Raw genomic sequence first — 25,002 nt, forward strand, 5'->3', positions numbered from 1 at the left:
CACAGCAGCTGCCGGGCGTGTTGAGTGGCCCAGGCGGCGGTGGGGCGGTGACGCCGAGGATGTGAACGGTGCGGGTGCGGACCTCCATGACGAACAGGGCGTACAGCCGCGTCGATTTGAAAGAAGTCAGTGGCGAGAAGACCGTTTGCCTGGGCTTTGAGGAACGTGGTCCATTCGCGGCGCGCCGTCTGTCGACGTTGTCCGGGACGGAACCCGGCGGCTCGCAGGACGCGGCGGACGGTGGCTGCGGTTAATGGGGGAGGATGCCGTAGCGGACCGTCAGCGAGGCATTGATTACACGCTGCGGCCGACATGTCTTGAAGCCCTCACGGCTATTTCCTGCGCCGTTCCGTGATCCAGGTTGCGATCTGGGCGCGGGAGGCGAAGCTGAGCTTGGTAAGGATGTGCTGGACATGGGATTCCGCCGTGCGTTGGGAGATAACGAGCATCTTCGCGATGTCCTTATTGGACAAACCCTGGGAGACCAACGCGGCTACCTCAGACTCGCGGGGTGTGAGAAGATCGAAAGATGATCGGGCCGAGTCGGGTGCAGGCTGTGCGTGGGGCTCTTCCGCCAAGGCATATTGAATCGCGGTGTCACGCTGCAGGCTGGCGCCCTGGGTGTAGGCATCCGCGAAGGTATCGGCCAGCGTCTGTCGCAGGCGTGTCTCGCACTCCTGGTGGCGGGTGAACAGACCGGGTAGCGAGCTGATGGGGATGCCCATCTCATCAAAGCGTGTGACGGCGGCCCCAAGCAGGGCGGCTGCGCGCCGCGGATTGTTCCAGGAAGTGATCCATGCCATGGCATCGATCGAGATGGCTATGCCAAAGTGGTCGTCGATCGACCATTTCAGCCGCAGGCTTTCCTGTTCCATCTTGAGGTCCCCTTGGATGTCCGCTGTGTGGAGGACGGCTAACCAGCTCAGGCACTTGGCGCGGATCAGAATTTCGTCCGGGGGATCGAGCGCTAAACATTCGTGATAGCGGGTCGGCGCACGTTCGACATCGCCCGCAAAGGTATGCACAAGCGCAAGCAGAAACAGTGTATAGACCTGTTCGCTGGAATTTCCTACGGTCTCGAAAGTTGCAAGTGCCTTTTCGAAATCGTTGGCTGCGCGGGGCAGGTCATTGGCGAACAAAGCCCGGAAACCGGAGGCCTGACGGATGAACGCCTCGGCTGGCTCACCGAACTGGTGGGCCAGTGCACGGCCTTCATCTAGTAACGAGGCCGCAATGGTGAGGTCGCCTTGCAAGGTGGCCAGCCAGACAGCGGTGTTGATGGCCAGGATTGTGGCGTGGGTGTCCGATGGCTTTTGCGTGCGGAGACGTGTGATCCAATGGCGTCCTTCACGGACCAGCCCTCGTGTCATCCAGTGGTGACGTAAGCCAGCCGCCATGCGCAGACCGATAACTGCCTCGCCAGGTTCGGTCGCGCAGAACTCCAACGCCGCTTGCAGGTTAGCATGTTCACGGCGCAGTCGAGCGAACCAGTCGCTCTCGCGTATATTGCCCCACCCTGCCTGCGCCTGGTCAACAAAGTCGGCATAGAAGTCGCGGTGGCGACGGCGCGCGGTTATCCATTGTCCGGAATCGCGCAACCGCTGCTGTCCGTATTGGCGGATGATCTCCAGCATGCGATAGCGCGTCTTACCATCTTGCTCCTCGCGGATCAGAATGGACTTATCAACCAGCGAAAAAAGGACGCTGGCAAGCTCAGGCTCGCTGTCGTGGGCGGTTGCCGTCGCGATAGATTCGATGGCGTCGAGTTCGAAACCGCCAGCGAAGACCGCCGCCTGCGCCCAAAGGTCGCGTTCTGCCGGTGTGCACAGCTCGTAACTCCACTCGATGCACTCCCGTAAACTGTGTTGCCGATCTGCGGCTACCCGATTCCCCGTAAGTGATGGGAAGCGACCGGACAGCTTCTCCAGAACCTCAGTAAGAGACATTCCGCGTAACTGGACGGCGGCGAGCTCCAGGGCAAGCGGTACGCCCTCGAGTTGCCGGCAGAGCCCGAGCACCTTGTCCATGTTGTCGTCGGTTAGCCGGAAGTCAGGCACTACGGCCATGGCACGGTCGAGAAACAAGTTGACCGATGAATCCTCTAACTGTGCGTCGCGAGGGTGCAGCTTGTCTGGGACCGGCAACGGCATCACCGGAAGGATCTGCTCTCCGGCGGTGTTCAATGACTGTCGGCTCGTCGCGAGGATGCGCAGGTTCGGAGCGCACTGCAGCACCGAGCCTGCCAGTTCAGCGCACGGATCCAGCAGGTGCTCGCAGCTGTCCAACACCAGCAGCGCGTGACGCGGCGCAAGGAACTCCGTCAGAACGCCGATGGCCCCGCGTGGTGACTGCGGGTGCAGCTTCAATGCGCTGGCGACCGTGTCGGGAACGAGAACGGGATCACTGAGCGTCGAAAGGTCGGCAAACCACACCCCGTCTGGGAACGCCCGGCGTAACTCCGTCGCAGCGCGCAAGGCCAGCCGTGTTTTGCCAACCCCGCCGAAACCGGTCAGTGTCACCAGTCGCGCCCTCGACAGCAACCGCCTGATCTCCGCTTGTTCCACCCGCCGGCCGACAAAGCTCGTCAGCTCAGCCGGCAAGTTGCCGACAGAGCCAGTCACCGCCCTCGGTGCAGCCACAAATCCCAGCATAGAATGGGTCAACGAGCTCGTGCCGGTCACGTGAGCACCAATGGCCACGCTGATAGACAACATTAACCGGCATCGCTCTTGATGATCCGCGCTGTCAACGGACGTTTGGTAGTCCGGATGGGTGGACAGTTGGCCCCCGGGGTGGTGGACATCGGTGTTCCGGGTTGATGGACAGCGGTTCTCCGGGGGGTGGTCAGTTCAACGGGATCACCCCCTTGCCGGCGAGTGCTTCGGCGAGTCGGTGGGAGTCGCCCTTGGTGGTGACGAGGTGTGCGTGGTGCAGTAGCCGGTCGACTGTCGCGGTGGCGAGGGTTTTGGGCAGGATCGAGTCGAAGCCGCTGGGGTGGATGTTGCTGGTGACTGCGATGGAGCGGCGTTCGTAGGCGGCGTCGGTGATCCGGTAGAACGCTTCGGCGGCGTCTTGCCCGGTGGGCAGCATGCCGATGTCGTCGATGACGATGAGGTCGCAGCCGCAGATCTTGCTGATGGCGCGCGCTATGGTGCCGTCGACTTTGGCTTTGCCGACCGCGGTGGTCAGGGTTTCCAGGGTGAACCACGCGACGCGCATGTCGTTTTCGATGGCCGCGTGTGCCAGGGCCTCGACGAAGTGGCTCTTGCCCGTGCCGGAAGGTCCCGCGACCGCAAGATTCTCTTGCCTGCCAACCCATTCCAGAGTGGACAGGGCGTTCTGGGTGGCCTCGGGAATCGAGGATTTCTCGGGCCGCCAGGAGGAGAACGTCTTGCCGGTGGGGAAGTTCGCGGTCTTGCGGCGTTGCCTGCGGGTGGCCGAGGCTCGCCCGGTGACTTCTTCGTCGAGCAGGACACGCAGGACTTCAGCGGGATCCCAGCGCTGGGCGCGGGCGGTGGCGAGCACGTCGGGTGCGGCTTTGCGCAGGTAGGGCAGCCGCATCCGGCGCAGGATACGATCCAGCTCGTCGGGGATGGCGGGTGCTTTGGGGCTGCTCATGCGCCGAACACCTCCCACCCCCGGGTGCCGGGCTGGACCGAGTGGTTCTCGTCGGCCCGGATGACCGTCTCGGCCGGTCCGCGGGCGGTGATGTGGTCACAGATCGAGGCGAGGTCGTCCTCGGCGAACCTGCCGGCGATCGCGGCCAGCCCCAGCGCCTCGTCGACGCGGTCGGTGCCGAGCAGGGCGGCGAGCTCGACCGCCCGGGCCATCTTGGCGCGGATGCGGGTCACGCCGGTCGCAGCCGCCTCGACCAGCCAGCGTCTGGCCCCTTCGCCCACAGCGAGGAACGCGACCTCTTCCGGGGTGCGGGCGCGCACCTTGGGCGTGCGGGGCAGGTTCCCGCCCGGATGGTGCGGGTAGTGGGCGTCGGCGATGCGCGGGTTGCCCGGGGTGGACAGCTCGTGCCGGGCGATCTCGGCCGGCCCGGCCGGGCTCCGGCCGGTGATGACCAGCTCGTCGCCGGTCACCCGGACCCATACCTTGCTGCCCTGATATCCGTCCGGGGTGGAGTAGCGCACCGACCCGAACCGGATCGTCTGATCGGTGTCCACCAGACGTTCCTCGCCCAGCGCGATCGCGTGTGGTTCGGCGGGTAGGACATGCAAATGCTGCCGTTCGGCCGCCAGCCGCTGCACCGGTGCCGTCCCGGTCTCCCGGTGCGGGCGGGCGTTGACGCGTTCACACCACTCAAAGCACGCATCCGCGAGTTCGGTGAACGAGGAGTAGTCCGGCAGCAGGTTCGCCGTCGTGGGCACCAGGTCCGCTTTAGCGATCTTCACCGTGTGTTCTGAGCCGCCTTTGGACTCCGGGTCGAACGGCTCGCATGTCTCGACCTTGCAGCCGTAGTGCCGGCCCGCGGCGACGATGTCGGGATGCCGCACCGGTACCCCGGCCACCCTGTCAATCGTCACCGTCCTCGGATTGTCGGTGAGCAGATAGGTTGGTGCGCCACCGATCCTGCGGAGCATCATGTCCACACAGGACACCAGGGTGCCCAGAGTCTGGTCCCACACCGGCAGCACCACCCGGTATCGTGACCACGACAGCCACGCGCAGAACAACTGAGTACGGCGGCCACCGACCCGCGGGCCTTCGCCCCAGTCGAACTGGCACCACATGCCCGGCTCGGGCACCCACGGCCGGTACTTGCGCCGGTGCCCGGCCCGAAACGCCGCTTTCGCCTCGGCCACCGCACGCCGCGTGGAGCGGTCGGTGCCGGTGAACCCCATCGCCACCAGACGCTGGTGCACCACATCCGCGCGCACCCTGCCCTGGGATGCCTCCACCAGCTCCTCGAGCTTGCCCACAAACGGGTCGATCGAGCGAGCCCGGCGAGTTCGCACCAGCGGATCCCGCCCGGCATCGCGGATCGCGACGTAACGCGTCACGGTCTTCTCATCCACCCCAGCCAACTGGGCAGCGGAGTGCGCGCAGCGGGTGAGGTCGAACGCTTCCAAAATCTCCATGATCTCCCTGTCAGACTTGGTCACGGGATCCCTCCAGGACGACGTCGGCATTGATCAGCAATCAGAGCCAACCCCGCCGGAGGGATCCCTCCCCGCATTACTGCTCAGGCGTGTCCCGGAGATCACACGTCCGCACACCCGGAAATCTCATGTCCGCCGATCCGGACCAAACTGTCCACCCACCCAGATTTTTCCGTGTCCGCTGACACGCGCCGCGTTCACCTAACCCGAACCCTCTGCCCCTACGACCCGAAAGACACTGGAGCGGCCGACAGAAGCAAGTCGGCGGGCCAACCATGCCCGCCTACCGAATCACCCAAAACGAGATCAACAGTACCAGCAACAACATCAACGAGATACCGCGCGAAAGACCGAGGTTAGGTCGGAAGTGCGCTCTGCCTCGTACTGGTCGGTAGTATCGGGCATTCGACGACGCAATCGCATTGCCCGCGGTGCCGACGCGCGCAGCCTGCCCCGGGTGGGGTAGTCATCGACGAAGTCCGAGTAAGAGCGGGGCGGTGCGCTGCCTCGCCGGTCGGCAACACGAGGCACGGGCATGGTCGGGCAGCGCCGGCAGCGCGGCGACTTCAGGGCGCGACGGGATAGTGGCTGCTGATTGCGACTCGGTTTCACGCGTTCATGACGATCGCGAGCCAGCTGACCGCGGAGACCTGCTCTTCGGCGAGAGAACCGTCGTCACTGGAGCGCCCGGTCCGGCACCGGCAGCTGAACCAGGGTTCTGGTGACGTACACAAGACACAGACTGTAGCGATGCGAAGTTCGGCGAGAACCACTGGATGCCGTCCCGCAGTGTCACCAGGCTTCGGATGACGTTCTCGCCGGAAGAGCCGGCGTGCCATGCCTCACCCTTGGGCTCTACGGCCCCCGCGCGCTCGACGGCTTGTGAGGCCGTTTGTCCATTGCGGTGATCGACATCGGTCTGCGGCCGCGAGTGTCCGCCCGCGACTGCGGTGACCGGGCACTTCGGCGCGTCGCGTGCTCGGGTGGCGCTGGCGGACGCGTGCTGATCGGTGCAGGGGATCTGCTGGATCACATGGCGCATCTTGCCACAAATTGGCCCGACATGATAGACAAATGGCCGTACATAAACGGTGATTGTCCGGCTTGCGTCGGAGCTGGAGGAGACATGGGAGTTACCGGTCCCTTGGTTGGGCTGCGCGTCATCGAGATCTCCTCGTTCGTCGCGGCTCCGCTCGGTGGGATGACGCTGGCGCAACTGGGCGCTGAGGTCGTGCGGATCGATCCGATCGGTGGTGCGGCAGACCGTGACCGGTGGCCCGTGAGCAGGGACGGCACCAGTCTCTATTGGGCGGGCCTCAACAAGTCAAAGCGATCGATGATGGTCGACATGCGCTCCGACGAGGGCCGCTCGATCGTCCGTGACCTGGTCTCGGCGTCTCCTCCCGGCTCTGCGGTCGTCCTGACGAACGCTGGGGGACGCTCCTGGATGTCGTATGACGCTTTGCGCGAGTCGTGTCGCGATCTGATCTATGTGCAGGTCGACGGACGAAGCGACGGTTTGGCCGCGGTGGATTACACCGTCAATGCGGAAGTCGGGTTTCCGATGGTGACCGGTCCAGTTGGGCTAGCCGATCCGGTGAACCACGTGCTGCCTGCCTGGGACATCGCGTGTGGTTTGTACGCGGCACTCGGCGTGGCTGCTGCGGCGAGGCGGCGAGAACTGACCGGCGAGGGCGACCAGGTTCGGGTGGCACTTGCCGATGTCGCGCTGGCGATGGCGGGAAACCTGGGATTCCTAGCCGAGGCCCAGGTCAACAACGTGGAGCGGCAGCGTATCGGGAACCACCTCTACGGCGGCTTCGCGCGTGATTTCACCTGCGCCGATGGTCAGCGGCTGATGATCGTGGCGCTGACCCGGCGGCACTGGCAGGACCTTCTGCGGATTACCGGCCTGGAGTACCCCGTGCAGGCGCTGGAGGAGAGCCTCGGGGTGGACTTCTCGCGCGAGGGTGACCGTTTCGAGTATCGCGAGGTTCTGGCTGGGCTGTTCCAGCGATGGTTCGCCGCGCGCCGGCAGCCTGAGGTGTGTGAGTTGCTCGAGGGCAGCTCGCTGGTGTGGGCGCCGTATCGCACCTTCGCCGAGACGGTTTCGGCTCTTCAGACGGCGGAGGGAGGCAACCCCTTGATGTCGGTCATCGACCAGCCTGGCGTCGGGCCTCATCTGGCGCCCGGTTCGCCCCTGACCTTCGCGGCGTCTCCGAAGCCGCCCAGGCCGGCACCCATTCTCGGGCAGCACACCGAAGAAATCCTGTCCCGGGAGCTGCGAATGTCTCGGGAACGAGTTCGTCAACTGGTCGCGGCCGGCACAGTCCGCGGCCCCTCGTCCGCGCACGCGGATTCCCACGGCGTGTCCTAGCGCCTCGGCCCCTTCAGGAGGAGACAGATGCCGGCACAGGCGGCCGTTATCGACGGCAAGCTGGTGGAAGGCCCGGAGACGCTCGACGTCGTTGACCCGTCGGCGGGAACGCTGCTGGACCGCACCCTCCGCGGGACGGCTGAACACGTGGACGCTGCGGTCGCGGCCGCCCGTGCGGCGAGCCGTGAATGGGCGCATACGCCCTACAGCGAGCGCTCGACGATCCTTCGTCGTATCGGTGAGCTCATCCGGCGCGACCGCGGAGAGTTCGCGTTGCTGGAGAGCCAGGACACCGGCAAGCCATTGGCGCAAGCGCGCGCCGATACCGATGTCGCGGCCCGCTACTTCGAGTATTACGCCAACACGATGGAGGCCTTCTTCGGGCACAGCTTGCCGCCCAACGGTGACTTCATCGCTTATACCCGGCATGTTCCATTCGGAGTGACAGGGCACATCATTCCCTGGAACTATCCGCTCCAGATTGGTTGCCGCACGATCGCCCCCGCGATCGCGGTCGGCAACTGCGCCGTCGTGAAGCCTGCGGAAGAGGCGCCGCTGTCGGTGCTCAAAGTCGCCCGCACCGCACTCGAAGCCGGCCTGCCGGCCGGTGTTCTCAATGTGGTGCCGGGCCTGGGGGCACAGGCCGGCGCGGCGCTGGCGGGACACGCTGGCATCGACCACCTGTCCTTCACCGGGTCGGTGCCGGTCGGTGCGACGGTCGCGCACGCGGCGGCGGACAACGTAATTCCAGTCGTGCTCGAGCTCGGTGGGAAATCGCCGAACATCGTATTTCCCGACGCCGACCTCGACACCGCCATTCCCGCGATCGTCAAGTCGATTCTCCAAAACGCCGGACAGACCTGCTCGGCCGGTTCGCGACTGCTGGTGCATGAGGAGGTGCGCGATGAGGTCCTCTCGCGGATCGGTGAGGCGTTGCGCGGCGTCCGTATCGGGCCCGGACCGCAGGATCTCGACCTCGGGCCGCTGATCTCTGCCAAGCAGCGCGACCGGGTGACGCAGATGGTGCAGCGGGCAGCCGACTCCGGCGCCCGGCAGCTCGGCGGTCCTGGGCAGGTCGAACTGCCCGAGGGTGGCTTCTACTTTCCACCGACGGTATTCGCCGACGTCGATCCCGCACAGGAGATCGCCCAGGAGGAGGTGTTCGGCCCCGTGGTGGCCGCGATGTCGTTCGGGTCCGTCGATGAGGCCATCCAGCTGGCGAACGGCACCCAGTACGGACTGATCGCCGCAGTGTGGACGAAAAATCTCGATGTGGCCCACGTGATGGCGGAGGAGATCCGGGCGGGCCAGGTCTACCTGAACACCTACGGCGGGGGTGGAGGAGTGGAATACACCTTCGGCGGTTTCGGAAAATCCGGCTACGGCCGGGAGAAAGGCTTCGAAGCGCTCGAGGGCTTTTGCCAGACGAAGACCATCGTGACGAAGGTGACCCGATGACAGGGTTCGCACATACCGAGGGGCTGAACCTGCTCGCGGGGGTCCGGGTCATCGACTTCACCCAGGCGCTGTCCGGCCCGTACTGCACGCTGATGCTTGCTGATCTCGGTGCTGAGGTGATCAAGGTCGAAAGTCCGTATCGTGGTGACGATGCGCGTCATTGGGGGCCGCCATTTGTGGGAAACGATGCGGCGTACTTCATGTCGGTCAACCGCAACAAGTACAGCGTCGCACTCGACCTCAAAGACGAAGGGGACCGCAGGCGGGCGCGCGAGCTGATCGGCACCGCGGACGTCGTAGTCGAAAACTGGCGACCAGGTACGGCTGACCGACTGGGATTGGGTGCCGCGTCCCTACGCGCCGCACACGCCGCGTTGGTCTATTGCTCCATCAGTGGTTTCGGGCAGGGCCAGGGAACCCGGTCCGGCTACGACCAGATTGTGCAGGGCACCAGCGGCGTCATGCGGATGACGGGCCGCCCGGGTGAGCCGACGAAGTGGGGCGTGCCGGTCGCCGACATCGCGTCTGGCATGTTCGCCGCTACCGCCGTCGTCAGTGCGCTGTTCGAACGTTCACGCACCGGACTCGGCCGCGCAATCGACATCGCGATGCAGGACAGCCTCGTCTCCATGCTGACGCACCACGCGGCCCGGTTCCTCAAAACCGGTGTCGCGCCGGAATCCGACCACAACGGTCATTCCACGATCGCTCCCTATGGCATGTTCCGCACGGGCGATGGCTTCATCAACATGTGCGTCGGCAACGACTCCCAATTCGAGCGGATGTGCGAGGCGCTCGGACAGCCCGGCCTGGCCGAGGACGCGCGGTTCCGCACCAACCCGCTGAGGCTGGCTCACAAGCACGAGCTTCTGCGTGAGGTCGACGCGGCACTCACCCGCATGAGCACCGAACGGGCCATCGCCGAGCTCGAAGCGGTCGGGGTGCCCGTCGGACCTGTCCTGGACATCGGAAGCGTGCTGGAAGACCCTGACACGCACGAGCGCCAGATGGTCCTTCATTTCCACCGCGACGATGTGGGCGAGGCCCGGGTCGTCAACACCCCGTGGAAGTTCGACGGAATCGCCCCTGTAGTCCGGCTGGCGCCCCCTCGGCTGGGCGAACACAACGACAAGGTCATCGGTGGTCTGTCCGTCGATTCGGCAGGCAGCAACGGAAGGAAGAGCTGAACCATGGGCCACCTCTGTGAGACCGACGGACTCACCGACGTCCAGCAAGAGATCCTCAAGACCGTGCGGTCGTTCGTGGAGCAGGAGATCCTTCCAGTCGCCAACGAGCTCGAACACCACGACGAATACCCGGCGAAAATCGTCGACGGCCTCAAGGAGCTCGGCCTGTTCGGCCTGATGATCCCCGAGGAATACGGCGGCCTCGGGGAATCCTTGCTGACCTACGCGTTGTGTGTGGAAGAGATCGCCCGCGGCTGGATGAGCGTCAGCGGCATCATCAACACCCACTTCATCGTCGCCTACATGCTGCTCCAGCACGGCACCGAGGAGCAGAAACGAAAGTATCTGCCGCGCATGGCCACCGGAGAGGTGCGGGGGGCCTTCTCGATGTCCGAGCCCGGCTGTGGTTCCGATGTCAGCGCGATCAGGACCAAGGCGGTCAAGGACGACGACGGCGACTACACGATCAATGGCCAGAAGATGTGGCTGACCAACGGCGGCTCAGCCAACCTGGTCGCCGTCCTCGTGCGGACCGACGAGGGCTCGGACAGGGTTTACCAGAACATGACGACGTTCCTGGTCGACAAGGAAGCAGGTTTCGGCGAGACCGCTCAGGGGCTCACGGTGCCGGGCAAGATCGAGAAGATGGGTTACAAGGGCGTGGACACCACTGAGCTGGTGTTCGACGGCCACCGGATCAGTGCAGGCCAGATCCTGGGAGGCCTGCCGGGCCGAGGCTTTTACCAGATGATGGACGGGGTCGAGGTTGGTCGCGTGAACGTAGCCGCGCGCGGCTGCGGCGTGGCCTTGCGGGCTTTTGAACTCGGCGTCGTTTATGCCCAGCAACGGGAAACCTTCGGCAAGGCGATCGCCGGGCATCAGGCCGTGCTGTTCCGGCTTGCCGAGATGGCGACGAAGGTCGAAGCGGCGCATCAGATGATGGTGCGCGCCGCGCGCAAAAAGGACTCGGGGCGGCGTAATGATCTGGAATCCGGAATGGCGAAGTATCTCGCCTCCGAATACTGCGCGCAGGTTGTGGAGGATTCGTTCCGGATCCACGGCGGGTACGGATTCTCGAAGGAGTACGAGATCGAACGGCTCTATCGGGAGGCGCCGATGCTGCTCATCGGCGAGGGAACCGCGGACATCCAGCGGATGATCATCGGCCGGCGGGTTCTCGAAGACTACAAACTCAACGTGTGATGCGCGGCCCGCACACTCCCGCTCCAGACGCCCACGCAAGGAGACTTATGAGCTCGAACGAACTGGCCGCCACGATCGCGGAGGCCGTGGCGGCCGCCGGTGCGGACACGGTGTTCGGCATGCCGGGCGGCGGAAACAACCTGGACTTCATCGGGGCGGCTGAAGCCGCCGGCCTCCGATTTGTGCTCGCCCACGCCGAGACACCGGCGGCCATGATGGCGTCCGTCTACGGTGATCTGACCGACAGCCCGGGCGTCTGCGTCGTCACTCGGGGACCGGGAGCCGCGAGCGCAGTCAACGGGGTTGCCAACGCTATGCTTGATCGGCAGCCGTTGGTGCTGGTCACCGACACGGTCAGCGCTGCGGACGCCGAGCGGATCGCGCATCAGCGTCTCGATCAGCGGGCTTTGTACGCGCCGGTCACCAAACGCTCCGCCACCGCTGGAAGCGGCGGTGACGCGGCGGTGACGGTGCGCCATACGGTCGGTGCGGCGATGTCGCTTCCGAGAGGGCCGGTGCACCTCGACTTCGACCCCAGCGCGACCTCGTCGCCGACCCCGTCGGAAATCGCCGCAGAGCCTTCTCCGGATACGGTCGATGATGCGTTACGTCTTATTTCCCAGGCCAAGCGGCCCCTCGTGTTGCTCGGCGTCGGTGCACGCGGGCTCGCCGGACAGGTACGCACGCTACTGGCGGAGTCGGCGGCTCCCACGCTGATGACCTATCGGGCCAAGGGGCTCGTGCCGGATTCCTGGTCGAACGCCGCTGGATTGGTCACCGGCGCGACCACCGAGGCACCGTTGCTGCACGCTGCGGACTTGATCGTGATGATCGGAGTCGATACGGTCGAGTTCATTCCCAACGCCTGGCCCTACCAGGCGCCGGTCGTTTCGTTCTCGTCCTGGCCGGAGACCAGCCCCTACCTGCGCCCAGACGTCGAGGTCGTCGGCAACCTGGAGAAGCTGGTCGCTGAGCTGTCGCAGATCTGGCCGGCGACGACCTGGCCGCCCGACGCGGGCAACCGGCATCGCGACGACGAGTTGGCCCGGTTGTGTGCGGCCACGCCCGGGACCCCGGAGGGCGTCACACCACAAGAGGTGGTGTTACGGACGCGGGCAGCCGTACCCACCGGCACGATCGCCACGGTCGACGCGGGGGCACACATGCTTCCGGCGACCTCGCTGTGGACCACCGAGGACGTGGACGAGCTGATCATCTCGAGTGGTCTGGCGACGATGGGCTTCGCCGTTCCCGCCGCGGTCGCGGCGGCCCTCGCCCGGCCGAGTCGGCGCATTGTGTGTTTCACCGGGGACGGTGGGCTGGGTATGTGCCTGGGTGAGTTGGAGACGATCAGCAGGTTGGGCTTGAACGTTACGATCGTGGTCTTCAACGATTCGCGGTTGAGCCTGATCGCGATCAAGGCCAAGCCCGATGGCAACGGCGGGGAGAACGCGATCGGGTACGGCGAGACCGATTTCGCGCAGATCGGCCGGGGTTATGGCTTGGCCGGCTTCTCCGCCGATTCCGCCGATGAACTCGACACGGCCTTGGCGCGGGCGCTCGGGCAGCACGGTCCGTCGATCGTGGATGTACGGGTTGATTCGCGCGCCTATGGCGAGGTGTTGGCCGCGATTCGCGGGAAGCGCTGAGCGGTACGCGCCATGGCACCGCCCCATCCCGGCCCGATGTGGCGGTGCCGTCCAATCACCGAAGAAACGTAGTGCGGAGACCCCCGGATTTATCCGTGGGGAGGAAGCACGTCAAGCCGTGATTAACGCGTCCAGCGGTAACCATCCAGGGCGTGTGCAAGGTTGACCTGTCCGGTTTAGGTAGTTTCGGATAGGGAGGTGGGTGGCAGGTTGGCCAGGTGGGTGGCAGGTTGGCCAGGTGGTGGACCGTTTCGATACCGGCGGCTTTGCCGTTCGGGCGGCGCCAGCGCCATATTCGGATGCCCTGCCGGGCCCCGAGCAGATCGGTTCGCAGGTTTCCGTCCAGAACAAGGACCTTCCAGGCTGCGGGTCCTGGCACGTCCGTACCCGTCCACGATTTCCATTGAAATTGCGGAGGTTGTCCACAGGCATCGGCGTGTCGGGGTGCGACACGCCGACGTTCCGCAAGTTCCATTGAAATCGAAGGTTCGATTTCAATGGAACTTGCGGGTTCTTCCGCCGAGGCGGACTCGATGAACGTCTTCGCACCGGCGGTCACAGCCAGCACCGCCAGGGCCGGCAGCAACGGCAACCCATACAGGATCCCCGCCCACCGCCTCCAGAGCCCGCCAGAGTCCGTCCACACGACCCCGCATGGACTCGACTGTGAGGGTGGGCCGGTCAAGCACAACCGGAATCAGGGAAGCCAAGAACACGAGAGCGCGGCTCCTGGATAGACCGTCACGGCTTGGACAAACCGATGATCTCCCCACCGGAAACCGCGCCCTCGTCTCGCATCCCACCTGGACAGAAACCCGCCGCAGCCCTCAGATCAACCTTGCACACGCCCTGGGTAACCATCCCACCAGATGATTACTGGTGTCGGCCCGCTGTATAAAATGATCAGTGTGAGGACGGCGTACAAGGTTCGGGCCTATCCCGGCCCCGAGCAAGCGGCCCAGCTGGCCGCACGTTCGGGTGCGTACGCCTCGTGTGGAACAAGACCCTCGCCGAACGCCACCGCTCCTACCACGCAACCGGCAAAAAGACCTCCTACAAGGAGACCGACGCCGCGCTGACCGCGTGGAAGAAGACCGAAGAACTGGCGTTTCTGTCCGAGGTGTCGTCGGTGCCGTTGCAGCAGACGTTGCGGCACCAGCACACCGCCTACGCGAACTTCTTCGCTGGACGTGCTCGCTACCCGCGCTTCAAGTCGCGTAACGGACGTCGGTCGGCGCACTACACGCGCAGCGCGTTTAGCCTGCGCGATGGAAAGCTGAAGCTGGCCAAGCACAACGCGCCGCTTGAGTATGTGTGGTCCTGGGGTGCAGAGGTTCTTCAGTTTCTGAATCCGACTATGGTGATCGTTTCCCGCGAGCCTGACGGCCGCTGGTACGTGACCTTCGCCGTGGACACCGACGAGCCCGGACACGCCCCGGCCACCGGCCGCACGGTCGGCGTTGACCTGGGGGTGAAAGACTTCGCTGTCCTGTCCACCGGGGAGAAGATCCCCAACGCCGGTCACGTGGACCGTAAGGCCCGCAACCTTGCCCGCTATCAACGTCAGATGGCCCGCAAGCAGCGCGGTTCAGCGAACCGCCGCAAGGCTAAAGCCAAGGTTGCCCGGGCGCACCGCAAGGTGCGGCACGCGCGGCAGGACTTCCTGCACCGCACCTCAACGGGCCTGGTTCGTAACAATGACCTGGTCGCGGTCGAAGACCTCGCGGTGAGAAACATGGTCCGCAACCGGAAACTGGCCAAGGCGATCTCTGATTGCGGGTGGAGCGAGTTCCGGCGCCAGCTCGAATACAAAGCCGAGCGAGCGGGAAAGATCGTCGTTGTCGTTGACCGCTGGTACCCGAGCTCAAAGACCTGCTCGAACTGCGGGCACCTGCTGAAGAACCTGAAACTGTCGGTGCGGCACTGGACGTGCCCCGACTGCGGCACTCGGCACGACCGGGACCACAACGCCGCGAAGAACATCCTTGCCGCTGGTCGAGCGGTAGCCGGGTGGAAATCCGGCGATGCCTGTGGAGCTGGTGTAAGCCGGGGCGAGCTTGCTCGCGCGCAGTCGGCTATGAAGCAGGAAACCCAACCTGTGAAGGTTGGATTCCCCCGCCTTTAGGCGCAGGGAGGAAGTCAACTGAGCAAGGTGTCAGGCGTTCCGCCGGAGGCTGATGCGATACGAGTAATGCTCAGGTACGAAATGGCTGATCGCCAGTTCGACCGGGTCACCGTCGGTGCCGAAATAGAGCCGGTCGACCCGCAGACTCGGGCTACCGACCTCGGTGGACAGACTCTTCGCGTCCGTTTCCGAGAAACGGTCAACCGTGATGCTCTGCTGGGCCTCCTTGACCGCGAACGGCAGCCGGCTGTCGAGCAGCCCGATGATCGTGATGGTGCTCACCGAGCCGACCTTGTGTAGCTCCTCGACGGAATTTAGGAGTTTGGCCACGCTCGGCGGCAGCGCCACCGTCGTGGTGCAGAACCGTACTCCATCGTGGATCCGCACGAATTGCATCTCGTAGACGACATCCGCAGCCAGGCGAAGCCGTCCCGCGTTGATCGGATCGACCTTCCGCGTCAGCGGCCGGACGACCTCCATGGCAGTGTCCTCGGACAGCCCCATGAGGTCGTCTACCGATCCGACCTGGCGGACGTACCCGTCGCCACCGGAGCGCGCGTAGGTACCCCGGCCCCGGATCCGGTAGACGAGACCTTCGGAAACGAGGTCCTGAAAAGCGCGCCGCACCGTTTGCCGACTCAGCCCATAACGCTCCGCGAGCTCGGCTTCTGTGGGCAGGCGATGACCATCGGAGAACTCACCCTGGCGGATCTGCACGCGGAGGTTTCGCGAGAGCACTTGGTGGTTCGGCTCGTTGGTCGGCATCTCACTACCCCCGAAAGTAAAGGCTTGAGGACGGTTTGTCCTCAACTATATGTCATTTAGCCGGACAAAACGGCAAGCAGGGTCGTCCCGAGCGCCCCTGCCCCGGTCCGGAGTCGCTGACGGGAAGACTAGTCGCGGATGACCTTGGCTTTGGGGCACCCCGGTGTGTACCCGGCTGAGGGTGCCTGCCGGGCACGGGTCGGTCAGGCATCCGGCTCCGGCCATCGCCCTCGTTCCGGCGCAGAGCCACTTCTAGTTTGTGCGGCCATTATCTGGGCAGGTCGGCCGATGGCCACGTTCGGAGGTGGCGCACGAGACCGAGGGTCCTCGCCGCGTTGCCGATCTGGCTCGGTGTTGATCAGCAAAAGTGCAGGTAAGCATGGGTGTTGTGACCCTTGACACCCACATGGGCCAATAGTTAAGGTCAGCGCACCAAGTTGGTCGTACAAATATGGCCAAATGACATGACAAGCGAGTCGAGTCCTCGCGTCAGCGTCGGCGCAGGGAAGGTGGAGGCGACATGGCAGGTTCCGGCAAGCGCGTCATCGTCACGGGAGCAGCGTCCGGCATCGGCCGTGCCACGGTGGGCTTACTACGCTCGGAAGGCGCGTCCGTGGTGAGCGTGGATCTGCGCGATCCCGGTGATGACCCCAGTTTCATCAAATGCGATGTCGCCGACTCGGGTTCGGTCGCCGCGATGGTCGACGAGGCGGTCACGGCCCTCGGTGGGCTCGATGCCGTGGTGAATGTCGCCGGGATCCAGCGTTCCGGCGCAGTGGAGGTGCTCGACGAGACAGACTGGGACGACCAGCTTCGGGTCAATGTCAGGTCCTGCTTCCTGACCTCGAAGTACGCGGTGCCGCACCTGCGGGCAGCCGGTGGCGGCAGCATCACGACCACGGCTTCCCTGGCCGGGCTGAAGGGATTTGCAGGCATGACGGCGTATAGCGCGTCGAAGGGCGCGGTCATCGCGTTCACCCGGACGCTCGCCGTCGAAGTCGCCGCGGACAACATCCGGGCGAACTGCCTGTGCCCGGGATGGGTCGACACTCCGTTCAACGACCCGGTGATCACCTTCGAAGGCGGTAAGGAGGCACACCTGGCCAATGTCAAGGCCAGCGTTCCGCTGTCCCGCGAAGCGGCGCCACCCGAGCTTGCGAAGTGGCACGCTTTCCTGGTCTCGGACGCCGCGTCTTACATGACCGGGCAGGCGATCGTCGTTGACGGGGGGCTCTCGGCATGACCGAGGCGATGACCAAGCAGGAACGGGTCGAGCTCAGTTACCAGCTGCTGCAGGGTGCGGTCGACCTTCACATCCACACCGCGCCGGACATCTTCCCGCGTTCGGTGACGGCGATCGAGGCCGCCGAGGAGGCCAAGGCCGCCGGGATGGACGCGATCGTGGTCAAAAGCCACTCGACGGACACCGCCGCGCGTGCGGAAATGGCGCGTACTGCCACCCGATTCGATGTCCGCGGCGGTGTCGCGCTCAACTATCCGGTCGGTGGGCTCAATCCCTACGCAGTGCTCGAGTCCGCGAAGCAAGGTGGCCGCATCGTGTGGTTGCCGACGTTGAGCGCACGGCATTTTCTGGCACACGCGGAGAACGTGCCGGTCCTGCGCGCCGAATCCCCGGTCGGCAGTGAGGGAATTGTCGTCGTCGGTGACAACGGCAACCTCAAGCCCGAGATCGAGGACATTTTGCAGCTGATCAAAGAGCACGACATGATCCTCGCCTCCGGGCACGTCTCGCCCTCCGAAGCGATCAAGGTTTTCCGGCGGGCGGCCGAACTCGGGATCACCCGTCTGATCGTCACACACCCGCACGCCTTGTTTGTCGGTGCCAGCGCCGAAGACATGCGGGAGCTGGCGTCGTTCGGCGCGATGAACGAGTTCCAATACGCGTTCGTCACGAAGGTCATCGTGCCGCCGCAGACCATGGGGCACATCGCCGAACTGATCCGCAAGGTGGGAATGGAGTCATGCCACCTGGCCACCGACGGCGGCCAGAAGGTCAACCCGCATCCCGCCGAGGCGTTCCGCCTGTTCATCGAAGGCATGCTCGAGGAGGGCTTCACCCCGGACGAGCTCCGGTACATGACATCGGAGGCGCCCAAGCGTCTTCTCGCCGGGTAATGTCACCCGGCTGACGTCGTTCGGTCGTGCCACGCGTCGGCACGGCGTGATGGGAGCCGAAAATATCCCCCTGAGGGCCGGTTCCCGCGCACTCCTGGGGGCTACCGCGCCCGGGCAATTTGCCCTGCGTACATTCACTGTGAGGACAACATCAATGTCGATGGAAACTGCGCTCCCTCAGCAGGGCACCCGGGCGATTATTCGCCGCGGACTCACTACCTCCGCGATTTCCCTGGTGCTCTTGTGGCTGATTTACGGGCTTGACTCGATTTCGCGGCAGATGATCTACATGGTGCTGCCCGCGATCACCACCGAGTTCAATCTGACGCCTACGTCGGCGGGCCTTATGACTACGCTCATCACGCTGTCGACGGCGGCCATCTGCGTCCCGGTGATGGTGTGGGCCGACAAGGGCGGACACGGCTGGCGGCGAAAATATCGGCACCTTCCGATCGTGATCGGCTACACGCTGTTCACGTTCCTGACCGGCTTCAACGTACTGACCGCGTCGCTAGCCGTGCTCGTCCTCATGCAGGTGCTCTCCCACGCGATCGGTGGTGCGGGCGAGGCTATCGAGGTGGCCTCGGCCGGTGAATGGTGGTCCAAGCAGCGCCGAGGAATGGCCCTCGGAATCCACCACACCGGCTATCCATGGGGAACGCTGGTCGGCGGCTTCGCGGTCTCAGCGGTCCTGGCCGCGTACGGCCCGGAGAACTGGCGTGTTGCGTTCCTTTATTTCCCGATCCCAGTGGTCGTCGTCTTCACGATCTACTGGTGGTTCTCGAATAAGCGGCGGTACGACACGGTTGTCGAGTCGGTCGAGGCTGTAGGGCACGCGAAGCCGCTCGAAGCTGAGGCAGTGGACGCGGATTCAATCAAGCCCGCACAGGCTGTGCGCAATCCCAACATCGGGGTGATCGCGCTCATCGCGATGATGTCGATCGTCGGATACTTCGGGCTTAGCTTCTGGCTCCCGCAATACCTGGCCTTCGTGGCCCACTACAACTACGCTGAAGTCGCTGCTTACTCGGTGCTCTTCACGATCACGGGTGGGATCGGGCAGATCGTGTGGGGTGCGATCTCCGACCGCATCGGCCGCAAACTCTCACTCATGATCGTACTCGGCTGGATCGCGGTGGGGATCGTTCTCTTCCAGTTCGCGGGCACCAGCCTCGGTGCCGTTATCGGGATTCAGTTGTTCGTCGGTTTCGCGCTGAACGCCCCCTACACGTTGGTCTATGCCATTGCGTTCGATTCTGCGGGAAAGGGATCGACCGGCGTCGCGAGTTCGATCGTCAATGTCGGGATCTACCTCGGCGGGTTCAGCCCGTACCTCGTTGGTGCGCTCATCGCGCTAGGTGGAGGGTTCTCGTCGCCCACGGGCTACAATATCGCGCTCTATTTCCTCGCCGGTCTGATGCTCGTCGCGCTTATCGTCACTGCGTTGTTCACGCGAGAGACAGTAGGACGGTTCCGGAGCAGGGACAGAGCACTGGTCTCGCTGAGGTCATGCAATCTCGACCAGGCGACGGGAGGCGCCTGAGATGTCAATCACTCATATCGCCATGTTTCGCTTCCGCGACGGTGTAACCGATGATCAAATAGCGAAATTCGAAGCGGAACTCGCGACCATGCCGGAGCGTACCGGCTGCTTGAAGGCGTACCGTTACGGGCGGGACCTCGGGGCTCGCGACGGCAACTTCGATTTCGGTGTCGTGGCTGAACTCGGATCCGCAGATGAGATCGACGGCTACCTCGACCACCCCGCACACCTGGAACTGGTGCGGGACCATGTCCTGCACATCGTGGCCGAACGGAAAGCAGTTCAGTTCTCGACCGACGCCCTAGAGCGGCACCTCCGAACCGGCAAGACTATGGAAGGTAGGCGCGCATGAACGGCCGTGACAATCTCGGAGAGGAGAAGGCCGACGTCCTGATCGTGGGAGCGGGCGCCTCCGGTGCTTTCGCCGCAGTCGAGCTGTCGAAGGCGGGCTTCTCGGTGGTGTGCCTGGAGCAAGGCGACTGGACCCGGCCGGCCGAGTTTGCGGGAGCCCGCCCGGAGTGGGAGCTCAAGGCACAGAAGGACTGGCATCCCAACCCGAACACGCGGGCTCGGGCCTCGGACTACCCGATCGACACCAGCGAATCCGATGTCAACCCGCTGATGTTCAACGGCGTCGGCGGAAGCACGATCTTGTACGCAGCACATTGGGTGAGGATGCTGCCGTCGGACTTCCAGACCCGAACCCGTGACGGCGTGGGCGACGACTGGCCGATCAGCTACGAAGACCTTGCTCCCTTCTACGGACGGACCGAGATCGACATGGGCGTATCGGGTCTCGCAGGCGATCCCGCGTATCCCGACGAGGCGCCCTATCCCAATCCACCCATGCCGATCAACAAGATCGGCCGGAAGGCGGCGGAAGGCCTGGACAAGTTGGGTTGGCACTGGTGGCCCGCGCCCAACGCGATATCGGCGAGGAAATATCGCCACATGAACGCGTGCGTCCGCCGGGGGACATGCCTGACAGGCTGTCCCGAAGGTGCGAAGGGCTCTGTGGATATCACGCACTGGCCTGACGCCATCGATGCGGGCGCGCGCCTGGTCACCGGGGCGAGGGTCAGGGAGGTCACCACCAATGCGAAGGGCCTCGCGACCGGGGCAGTCTATATCGATCGGAACGGCGTAGAGCGGCATCAGGCCGCCGATGTGGTCGTCATGGCTGCCAACGGCATCGGCACCGCGCGCCTGTTGCTCCTCTCGACGTCGCGAGCTCACCCTGACGGGCTCGCGAATTCTTCCGGTCTTGTCGGCCGTCGCCTGATGATGCACCCCTATGCTGCGGCGACGGGGGTCTACGACGATCCGCTGGAGAGCTGGCTCGGTCCTGCCGGGCACGCGATCCAGACCTTCGAGTTCTACGAAACTGATGCCAGCCGTGGCTTTTCGCGCGGAGGCAAGTGGCAGGTCATGCCCAGCGGCGGTCCCCTGGGGCTGCGCGCCGGTTACAGCGACAGTCCGGTCGAGGAGGTCTGGGGCGAGAACTTCCACCACCGGATCCGCAGGACTCTCGGCCGATCGTTCGAGTGGGGAATCACGGCAGAGGACTTGCCTGACATGGAAAACCGGGTCGTCCTCGACTCGGAACAGACCGACTCCGACGGCATCCCATCGCCAAAGATCATCTATCGGACGTCGGAGAACACGCGACGGCTGATGGATTTCAACCTCGCACGAGCCCGCGATGCGCACGAAGCCGCCGGTGCGACCGAGGTCCACATCACACCCCTCATGCGGGACTGCGGCTGGCACATCATGGGAACGGCCCGAATGGGCCTCGACCCCGCCGACTCAGTGATCAACGAGTGGCATCGCGCGCACGACGTACCGAACCTCTACGTCATCGATGGCAGCGCGTTCGTCACATCGGCTGCGGCCAATCCCACTGCCACGATCACCGCGCTCACGCTGCGCGCCACGGAGCAGCTCATCGCGAACCGGAAAAACCAGGAGGTTCCCTAGTGACCACCTCGTACCCCACTGTGACGCTGACCGATCACGAGCGTGACATCTGTGGCGCCCGCGCCGATGTCCTTATCCCCAACGCCGCCGGGATGCCTGCTGCCACGCAGATGGACGTGCATACAGTCTGGATCGAGCACGCGCTCGGTGCCCGCCCAGACCTGGCCGACCGGTTCCGGGCGTCCCTGGCCGAAGCTGTGGATGAACCTCCTGCCAAGGCAATCGAGACGCTCCACAAGAACAGCCCCGAACTGTTCGACGCGTTCAGCCTGCTCGTCGCCGGCGCGTACCTCATGAACCCCGAGGTACGCGCGCTCATCGGTTACCCGGGGCAGGAAAATCGACCTGTCGCGAACGACGAGGTGGAAACCTATATCCACCTTCTAGAGCCCGTTGTGGAACGAGGACCAGTTTATAGGCCGACTGTCTGACTCGTTTCTTCGCAGCACAAGTCGGCGTCATCCGCTCAGAAAGGAAAATCGTCATGGCAAAGCTCACGGCCGAGCTCGCGCAAAAGATTCTGGTCGCAGCCGCCGCGAAGGCCACGGAAATCGACTCGCCCTCTAGCATTTCCATCCTCGACAGCGGAAGGGAACCCGTGGCTTTCCTGCGCCAGGATGGCGCTCTCCTCGCATCACCGGAGATCTCGTCCAACAAGGCCTACACCTCGGTGTCCATGAAGATGCCGACCGGTGACCTCAATGAACTGGTCCAACCTGGTGGGCCGTTCTTCGGCCTGCAGACTGCCCAGGCCCGGCCGTTCGTGACCTTCGCGGGCGGCGTTCCGATCCTGGTCGATGGTGAGGTCGTCGGTGCGATTGGCGTTGCCGGCGGAACCGGCGAACAGGACGAGGAAGTCGCGAACGCTGGCGCTGCGGTCGCCTGACCGCGAGTCGATCTTTTAACGGTACCTGGCGCACATCGGCGTGGCTGAGGCGTCGGCCGCCGGGAAGCCTCCCGGCGGCCGACCCCGGGAACCGACCTAAAGAGCAACGGAGTCGGTTGGCCTGTTGGACAGCGCCGTGGGGAGAGGAGAGGAATGAACATCGTCGTTCTGGTGAAGCAGGTGCCGGACACGTATTCCGAGCGGCGGCTCGCGGGTGCGGATCACGCGCTGGATCGTGAGTCGGCGGATGCAGTGCTGGATGAGGTCAACGAGCGTGCGGTGGAGGAGGCGCTGCAGATCACCGAGGCCCAGGGCGGTGAAGTCACCGTTGTGTGCATGGGCCCGGATCGCGCCACGGACGCGATTCGCAAGGCGTTGTCGATGGGGGCGGACAAGGCGGTGCACTTATCCGATGCGGCGCTGGGCGGCACCGACGCGCCGGCGACGGCGCGGGCGCTGGCGAAGGTCATCGGCACCGTCGAGGACGTCCACTTGGTGATCGCCGGTAACGAGGCCACCGACGGCCGCGTGGGCGCGGTCCCGGCGATGGTGGCCGAGGTACTGGGCTGGCCGCAGCTGACCTTCGCGCGCAAGGTCGAGACCGACGGTTCCAGCGTGAAGGCCGAGCGGGAGACCGACGCGGGCATCGTCAACATCGAGGCTGGGTTGCCGGCGGTTGTGTCGGTGACGGAGAAGATCAACGAGCCGCGGTATCCGTCCTTCAAGGGGATCATGGCGGCGAAGAAGAAGCCGGTCAGCGTCCTGTCGCTGGCGGAAGCAGGGATCGAGGCGGGCGAGGTCGGGCTGGCTGGCGCCGCCACGCAGGTGGTGGCCTCGGCACCGAAGCCGCCGAAGACCGCGGGTGTGAAGGTCACCGATGAGGGCCAGGGTGGCGTGGCCATCGCCGGGTTCCTGGCCGGCGAAAAGCTGGTCTGACGCCGTCCGGTATTTCGAGGAGAGGAAGTTATGGCTGAGGTTCTGGTCCTCGTCGATCACGTGGACGCTGAGGTCAAGAAGGTCACGTTCGAGCTCTTGACGGCGGCGCGGCGGTTGGGCGAGCCGTCGGCGGTCGTGGTCGGTGAGCCGGGCACCACCGGGAAGCTGACCGAATCGCTGGCGGCCTATGGCGCGGCGAAGGTGTATTCCGCGGAGTCGGCGGAGGCGGCGGGCTTTCTGGTGACCCCGCAGGTGGACGTGCTGGCCGGCTTGGTGGGTTCGGTGTCACCGGCGGCGGTGCTGGTGCCGGCGTCGGTGGATGGCAAGGAGATCGCCGGGCGGCTGGCCCTGCGGCTGGGCTCGGGTCTGCTCTCGGAGGTCGTGGACCTCGACGGCGACGGTGTCGGTGCGCACTCGCTGTTCGGCGGCACGTATGACGCGAAGGCCAGGATCACGAAGGGCACGCCGGTGATCACGGTGCTGCCGGGTGCGATCGAGGCCGAGGCGGCCGAGGGTGCCGCGGCGGAGGAGGCCGTGGAGGTTCCGGCGCAGGATGCGTCCAAGGCGGCGCGAATCACCGGGCGGCAGCCGGTGGAGGCCGGGGACCGCCCGGAGCTCACCGAAGCGTCGATTGTGGTTTCCGGTGGCCGGGGTGTCGGCTCGGCGGAGTCCTTCGAGGTGGTGGAGAAGCTGGCCGACTCGATGGGTGCGGCGGTCGGTGCCTCGCGTGCGGCGGTGGATTCCGGGTATTACCCGCACCAGTTCCAGGTCGGGCAGACCGGTAAGACCGTCTCGCCGCAGTTGTACATCGCGCTGGGGATCTCGGGTGCGATCCAGCATCGGGCCGGTATGCAGACCTCGAAGCGGATCGTGGCGGTAAACAAGGACCCCGAGGCGCCGATCTTCGAGATCGCCGACTTCGGCGTGGTCGGGGACCTGTTCACCGTCGCCCCGCAGCTCACCGAGGAGATCACCAAGCGCAACGGCTGACCGGGGAGTCTCGCGGGCAGGCCTCGAAGCCGGTGGCTGACATCGAAACCGTCATCTGTCGGCTTCGGTCGGCAGTACTGTCCTCAAAGAACTCCTAGAATTCGTGGGCTGCTCGTTTTTCCCGGTGTGCGAACGAGAAACTCTGAATGAAGGGCTATGGCATGGGTGCCGTGCAGCTGGACCTGGGCTTGATGTGTCTCGCCGTGACGGTGGTCGCGGTGGTGATGGCGGTCAGGACCGTGCGGCGGATGGTGTCGTCGGTCCGGCTCGGACAAGCTGATCCGACTCGGAAGGGACCGTTCGGCGCCCGGTTCGGCACCATGTTCAAGGAGATCCTTGGGCGCACCAGGATGCTGAAGTGGGGCCATGTGGGTGTGGCCCACTGGTTCGTGATGCTGGGCTTCCTGGAGTTGAGCCTGAGCGTGGCCGAGGCGTACGGGAGGTCTTCCACCCTGCGTTCGAGTTCCCGCTGCTGGGTGAGTCCGGCCCATGGAACCTGCTGGTGGAGATCCTGGGGATCACCACGATCGCCGGCGGGTTCTGGCTGATCGGGGTACGCCAGGCCAATCACCCGCGCCGGGCGGGGCGGGTGTCGCGGTTTGCGGGGTCGAATTTCTGGCAGGCGCACTTCGTCGAGGCCGGTGGTGCTGCTGGAGGGC

At 64.9% G+C, this 25,002-nt stretch carries 21 protein-coding genes and 1 pseudogene; 18 read left to right on the forward strand and 4 right to left on the reverse strand.

All coding sequences use genetic code 11. The annotated features are described in order from the left end of the window. Window positions 1–332: 332 nt before the first annotated feature. From ACRXBZ_RS34420 to istA, 3 genes are all read right to left on the reverse strand, one after another. Window positions 333–2,681 (reverse strand): ATP-binding protein, encoded by a 2,349-nt coding sequence (locus tag ACRXBZ_RS34420; RefSeq protein WP_433882622.1) that lies wholly within the window; start codon window positions 2,679–2,681, stop codon window positions 333–335. 163 nt (window positions 2,682–2,844) lie between these two features. Next, window positions 2,845–3,618: an IS21-like element helper ATPase IstB gene (istB, locus tag ACRXBZ_RS34425; RefSeq protein ID WP_433879554.1), complete on the reverse strand. Its 774-nt coding sequence runs from the start codon at window positions 3,616–3,618 to the stop codon at window positions 2,845–2,847. Further along, window positions 3,615–5,087: an IS21 family transposase gene (gene istA, locus ACRXBZ_RS34430; protein WP_433883877.1), complete on the reverse strand. Its 1,473-nt coding sequence runs from the start codon at window positions 5,085–5,087 to the stop codon at window positions 3,615–3,617. The genes istB and istA overlap by 4 nt, the downstream gene beginning before the upstream one ends. Before the next feature lie 952 nt (window positions 5,088–6,039). Here istA and ACRXBZ_RS34435 point away from each other — a divergent pair. The 8 genes and pseudogenes from ACRXBZ_RS34435 (at window position 6,040) to ACRXBZ_RS34470 (ending at window position 15,107) form a co-directional block, all read left to right on the forward strand. Beyond that, complete coding sequence (locus ACRXBZ_RS34435; protein WP_433882623.1) at window positions 6,040–7,485, forward strand: CoA transferase; 1,446 nt, start codon at window positions 6,040–6,042, stop codon at window positions 7,483–7,485. Window positions 7,486–7,512: 27 nt separating this feature from the next. Then, window positions 7,513–8,943, forward strand: a complete 1,431-nt coding sequence (locus tag ACRXBZ_RS34440; RefSeq protein ID WP_168588284.1) for an aldehyde dehydrogenase family protein — start codon at window positions 7,513–7,515, stop codon at window positions 8,941–8,943. Continuing rightward, window positions 8,940–10,130, forward strand: a complete 1,191-nt coding sequence (locus tag ACRXBZ_RS34445) for a CaiB/BaiF CoA transferase family protein (protein ID WP_433882624.1) — start codon at window positions 8,940–8,942, stop codon at window positions 10,128–10,130. The genes ACRXBZ_RS34440 and ACRXBZ_RS34445 overlap by 4 nt, the downstream gene beginning before the upstream one ends. A 3-nt stretch (window positions 10,131–10,133) precedes the next feature. After that, the gene (locus ACRXBZ_RS34450) at window positions 10,134–11,333 is read left to right on the forward strand and encodes an acyl-CoA dehydrogenase family protein (RefSeq protein ID WP_433882625.1); all 1,200 of its coding nucleotides are present in this window, start codon (window positions 10,134–10,136) and stop codon (window positions 11,331–11,333) included. 47 nt (window positions 11,334–11,380) lie between these two features. After that, window positions 11,381–12,982: a thiamine pyrophosphate-binding protein gene (locus ACRXBZ_RS34455; RefSeq protein WP_433882626.1), complete on the forward strand. Its 1,602-nt coding sequence runs from the start codon at window positions 11,381–11,383 to the stop codon at window positions 12,980–12,982. Window positions 12,983–13,220: 238 nt separating this feature from the next. Further along, a complete protein-coding gene (locus ACRXBZ_RS34460; RefSeq protein WP_433882627.1) occupies window positions 13,221–13,460 on the forward strand; it encodes a hypothetical protein in 240 nt (79 codons plus the stop codon). 421 nt (window positions 13,461–13,881) lie between these two features. Next, window positions 13,882–13,967, forward strand: a pseudogene (locus ACRXBZ_RS34465) (helix-turn-helix domain-containing protein); the annotation flags it as partial. Window positions 13,968–13,973: 6 nt separating this feature from the next. Beyond that, window positions 13,974–15,107, forward strand: a complete 1,134-nt coding sequence (locus ACRXBZ_RS34470) for an RNA-guided endonuclease InsQ/TnpB family protein (protein ID WP_433884062.1) — start codon at window positions 13,974–13,976, stop codon at window positions 15,105–15,107. Window positions 15,108–15,137: 30 nt separating this feature from the next. Here ACRXBZ_RS34470 and ACRXBZ_RS34475 read toward each other — a convergent pair whose 3' ends face one another. Beyond that, complete coding sequence (locus ACRXBZ_RS34475; protein ID WP_168588288.1) at window positions 15,138–15,872, reverse strand: GntR family transcriptional regulator; 735 nt, start codon at window positions 15,870–15,872, stop codon at window positions 15,138–15,140. Between the two features lie 520 nt (window positions 15,873–16,392). Between ACRXBZ_RS34475 and ACRXBZ_RS34480 the strand changes: the two genes are divergently transcribed. The 10 genes from ACRXBZ_RS34480 (at window position 16,393) to ACRXBZ_RS34525 (ending at window position 24,891) form a co-directional block, all read left to right on the forward strand. Then, on the forward strand, window positions 16,393–17,115 hold the full coding sequence (locus ACRXBZ_RS34480; protein WP_433882628.1) for an SDR family NAD(P)-dependent oxidoreductase: 723 nt from the start codon (window positions 16,393–16,395) through the stop codon (window positions 17,113–17,115). Next, window positions 17,112–18,008 (forward strand): DUF6282 family protein, encoded by an 897-nt coding sequence (locus ACRXBZ_RS34485; RefSeq protein ID WP_433882629.1) that lies wholly within the window; start codon window positions 17,112–17,114, stop codon window positions 18,006–18,008. The genes ACRXBZ_RS34480 and ACRXBZ_RS34485 overlap by 4 nt, the downstream gene beginning before the upstream one ends. Window positions 18,009–18,162: 154 nt before the next feature. Beyond that, window positions 18,163–19,551: an MFS transporter gene (locus ACRXBZ_RS34490; protein WP_433882630.1), complete on the forward strand. Its 1,389-nt coding sequence runs from the start codon at window positions 18,163–18,165 to the stop codon at window positions 19,549–19,551. Between the two features lie 22 nt (window positions 19,552–19,573). Further along, window positions 19,574–19,903 (forward strand): Dabb family protein, encoded by a 330-nt coding sequence (locus ACRXBZ_RS34495; RefSeq protein ID WP_433884063.1) that lies wholly within the window; start codon window positions 19,574–19,576, stop codon window positions 19,901–19,903. Further along, window positions 19,900–21,531: a GMC family oxidoreductase gene (locus tag ACRXBZ_RS34500; protein ID WP_433882631.1), complete on the forward strand. Its 1,632-nt coding sequence runs from the start codon at window positions 19,900–19,902 to the stop codon at window positions 21,529–21,531. Before ACRXBZ_RS34495 ends, ACRXBZ_RS34500 begins: the two co-directional genes overlap by 4 nt. Continuing rightward, window positions 21,531–21,962, forward strand: a complete 432-nt coding sequence (locus tag ACRXBZ_RS34505; RefSeq protein ID WP_433882632.1) for a hypothetical protein — start codon at window positions 21,531–21,533, stop codon at window positions 21,960–21,962. Before ACRXBZ_RS34500 ends, ACRXBZ_RS34505 begins: the two co-directional genes overlap by 1 nt. Before the next feature lie 53 nt (window positions 21,963–22,015). Continuing rightward, a complete protein-coding gene (locus ACRXBZ_RS34510; RefSeq protein WP_433882633.1) occupies window positions 22,016–22,417 on the forward strand; it encodes a GlcG/HbpS family heme-binding protein in 402 nt (133 codons plus the stop codon). A 153-nt stretch (window positions 22,418–22,570) separates the two neighbouring features. Next, complete coding sequence (locus tag ACRXBZ_RS34515) at window positions 22,571–23,353, forward strand: electron transfer flavoprotein subunit beta/FixA family protein (RefSeq protein ID WP_433882634.1); 783 nt, start codon at window positions 22,571–22,573, stop codon at window positions 23,351–23,353. Between the two features lie 30 nt (window positions 23,354–23,383). Then, window positions 23,384–24,343 (forward strand): electron transfer flavoprotein subunit alpha/FixB family protein, encoded by a 960-nt coding sequence (locus tag ACRXBZ_RS34520; protein ID WP_433882635.1) that lies wholly within the window; start codon window positions 23,384–23,386, stop codon window positions 24,341–24,343. Between the two features lie 146 nt (window positions 24,344–24,489). Then, on the forward strand, window positions 24,490–24,891 hold the full coding sequence (locus ACRXBZ_RS34525) for a hypothetical protein (RefSeq protein WP_433882636.1): 402 nt from the start codon (window positions 24,490–24,492) through the stop codon (window positions 24,889–24,891). The last annotated feature ends 111 nt before the right edge of the window (window positions 24,892–25,002 follow it).

The organism is Saccharopolyspora hattusasensis (assembly GCF_050972075.1).
GTDB lineage: Bacteria > Actinomycetota > Actinomycetes > Mycobacteriales > Pseudonocardiaceae > Saccharopolyspora > Saccharopolyspora hattusasensis.